This is a genomic window from [Phormidium] sp. LEGE 05292 (assembly GCF_015207735.1).
Lineage (GTDB): Bacteria > Cyanobacteriota > Cyanobacteriia > Cyanobacteriales > Aerosakkonemataceae > Floridanema.
On sequence record NZ_JADEWG010000288.1, the window covers coordinates 1 to 3,282 of the forward strand.

The following is a 3,282-nucleotide window of genomic DNA, read 5'->3' on the forward strand; positions in this document are numbered from 1 at the left end:
TCCCCAGTCCCTAGTCCCTAACCACCTGTCTCAAATTTGTGTAATAACTAGCAATCAAAGCAATCATAAACCACCAGAGAGTATTCACTTCTGGACGATACAAAACAGTATCAAAAGTACCATGAGCTAGCATACCTAAAAGACTAGCGATCGCCGCAATTAACCAAAAAGCTTGTTGACTACCCAACTCTCTTAAACGACGCAGTTGTTGCCAACCTTGGTTAAAAGTAACTAACAGCAACCACAGGAAACACATTAAACCAATAAAACCAGTTTCTACCATTACCTCCAGCCACACAGAATAAGCACTTAAAGCAGTGTAGCGAGCACGCATATAAAGCGGGTAAACCTTATTAAAAGCAGTATTACCAGGGCCAATACCTAAAATCGGACGATCGGCAATCATCTCCTTCACCGCCGCCCAAACATTTAAACGGAAATTATTACTACTATCTTCGCGCCCGACAAACATACTCAAAACGCGATCGCGCACAGGTTCCACAAACAGCACCGCTAGTACAACAAAACCCGCCATACCTCCTAATAAAATAGGTAAAGACCAAGTGCGCCAAAACGGTGGCAAATTAACACTAAACCAATAAAACAACAACAACAAAAAGGTGAACAACATCACCACCAAACCGATCCAACCGCCCCGGCTAAAAGTTAAGATCAAACAAAGGGAATTAACCCCAAACATTATCACAGCCAAAGCCTTACAAATCCAACCTCGCCAAGTGAATATAGCTGCTAGGGAAAGAGCGATCGCCGGAACCAAATAAGCAGCTAGTAAATTAGGATTTCCCAGGTAACTGTAAACTCGCGTAGTTTTAGCTAAAGTCGATTCTGCATCAACCCAAGTCGCCAACTGTGCTGCACCAAAAATCCATTGACGTAACCCGTAAACACTGACAATCAAAGCTACGTGCAAATAAACAGTAATTATCCCAGAACGCAGACTACGCGAACGCAAAACCCGCGCCATCAACGCAAAAAACAGCAAATACAGAGTTAACTTCACCAAACCAACCAGCGCCGCCGCTTTCACCGGAGACATCGCCGTTGCTACCGCCGAAATAGCCCAATACAGCAACACCAGCAAATGAATCGGAGTAACACCAGCCCCCGCCTCATCCGATAACGTCAGCAGCAGCCAGAAAGCACCACTAGCGAACAGTAGCACGCCCACCAGATCGTTAGACACAAACGGAGCCAGAGCAAACACCAGACAAACCAATAAAGCCCCCAGTGTCTCTCCCCACTGCATTAGCCAGCTACCCCTGCGCCAAGCAGCCAAACAACCAACCAACTGGTACAAATAGCTGGCACTCCGCCACTGATACAAAGGCAAATTAGACAAAGTGATTTGTTGCCAAGCTGAATTCATAAATTACCTGTCAATAGTCATTTGTCATTTGTCATTCGTTAACAGTCATTTGTCAATAGCATTTCCTCCAATCAATGACCTTGGCGAAGCTATGCCCGTAGTGCTATATAACTTCACTCATCCACAGCCATTACATTAGGCAAGAGGATCACATAGCGATAACCCGATTCCGGTGAACCCTGAATCGAGATATTACCACCTTGTATTTGTGCTAAGTGACAACTGAGTAACAAACCCAAATTTTCCCAAGATTCACTATTTAAAGGATGCGCCGAAATTGCCACCTCTTCACCAGTAGCTTTTACCTGTTCATTCAAATCAGAAAAATCAGTTAATGGAGAAGATTCAATTTGCGTATGTTCGCGCTCAGAGGGAATCATCAACCTTGACCATGCTTCCTCATTTTCTACCTCTGAAGGCAAAGTTTCAGAAATTACAGGAATCGCTTTCATTGATGATTGATACAAGAAAGATTCTACATGAGGCAAACTATCTCCCAACCAAGGATGCGAAACCCAAATTGCAATATTTAGCCCTTGATTTTTCCGAGAAACATGAATCCGAACCACACAGCCAGTATCCGATGTTTTCAGCAAACTAGACACCAGATGATAAAGCATCTGTCTCACCTTTTCCTTGTCTAGCTGCCAAATCCGATTACCCGGTTCCACAGAAACCCGAACCTTTTGACCTCTGCGATTAGCCGCCTCCTCCAAAGAATTGCTAGCCTGTTGACAGAGCATTTCAATATCCGTTGCCAAAAGATTCAGTTTCGGATCTTCAGTATTTAGTTCTCCCAAAGCCAAAATTTCGTTAACCAAAGACAGTAAATATTGACCGCTGTTTTGGATAATCTCTAAATATTCTCGTTGTTTTTTCGTCAAAGGGCCATAAATTTCTCTACCCAAAACGCTAGCCATTCCCAAAACCGAAGTTAGGGGTGTTCTGAGTTCTTGAGTAATTTGTCCTAACAATTTGACTTGAATTTGATTAGCCGCTAAATCTTTACCAGCTTGGGAAGGAGAAATGACTTGGGTGTTTAAATTAACCATCACTCCCGGAGGTTCAGCACTAGATTGCAAGCGACTCCGCTCAAACTCACTCATGATCCAGCGAGCCATGAGTTCTAAAAACTCGATATCCTTGCTAGAAAAGTTACGTGCTACTCTATCCATTACTGCTAAAGTACCCAAGCAATGTCCGCTGGTGATTAATAGTGGTACTCCCAAATAGGCGCGGATACCGTAATGCAACGCCAAGAAACTTTTAGCAAAATCTGGATCGGTGGTAGCATCATTAATTACCAAAACTCTTTGGCTCTCTACCACATGAGTACAAAAAGATTCTGAGCGCGACAACTGACGAGATGCTGCCAGCTGATTCATTAAACCCAAGCGTGATAAACCAACAGCAGACTTGAAAACTTGCCGATCTCTGTCCATAATGCCTAAGATGCAGATTGGTGCATCTAGGAAATGGGCTGCTGTCTGTGTCGCCTCATCGAAAATCGGAATATTTTCTGCTTGCAGTAGTCCAGATTCTGCTAAAGCTACGAGGCGTTGTGCTTCTATTGCTTGAGGTGTTACACCATTCAAACCTAAAAATAGATTGTTTTCAGGGCTTACCATTCCAACTGCTACCCGCATAATTTAGATTAACGTGAAATTTACTTAGCTGTTGCCTGATGGCTTATAGCTATTCTTAAAGTTCCCCAACAAGCTTCCAGATAAACATCTTTTTTAGAAAATAGTAATAAATCTTGGGAATTGGGGATTGGGGAAGTTTTGAGTTTTGAGTTTTGAGTTTTAAGTTAGGAGGAGTTTTAAGTTAATCAACTTCTCCTTGTCCCCTTGTCCCCTTGTCCTCTTGTCCCCAGTCCCCTTTGTTAAGAGACG

At 43.1% G+C, this 3,282-nt stretch carries 2 protein-coding genes; both read right to left on the reverse strand.

The features are described 5' to 3' along the window. Positions 1-10: 10 nt before the first annotated feature. Positions 11-1,387 carry an IctB family putative bicarbonate transporter gene (locus IQ264_RS31925; protein WP_193986684.1) on the reverse strand — a complete coding sequence of 459 codons (1,377 nt, stop codon included), beginning with the start codon at positions 1,385-1,387 and terminating at the stop codon, positions 11-13. Positions 1,388-1,500: 113 nt separating this feature from the next. Continuing rightward, positions 1,501-3,033, reverse strand: coding sequence for a GAF domain-containing sensor histidine kinase (locus IQ264_RS31930; RefSeq protein ID WP_228061969.1), 1,533 nt, complete (start codon positions 3,031-3,033; stop codon positions 1,501-1,503). Positions 3,034-3,282 lie beyond the last annotated feature (249 nt).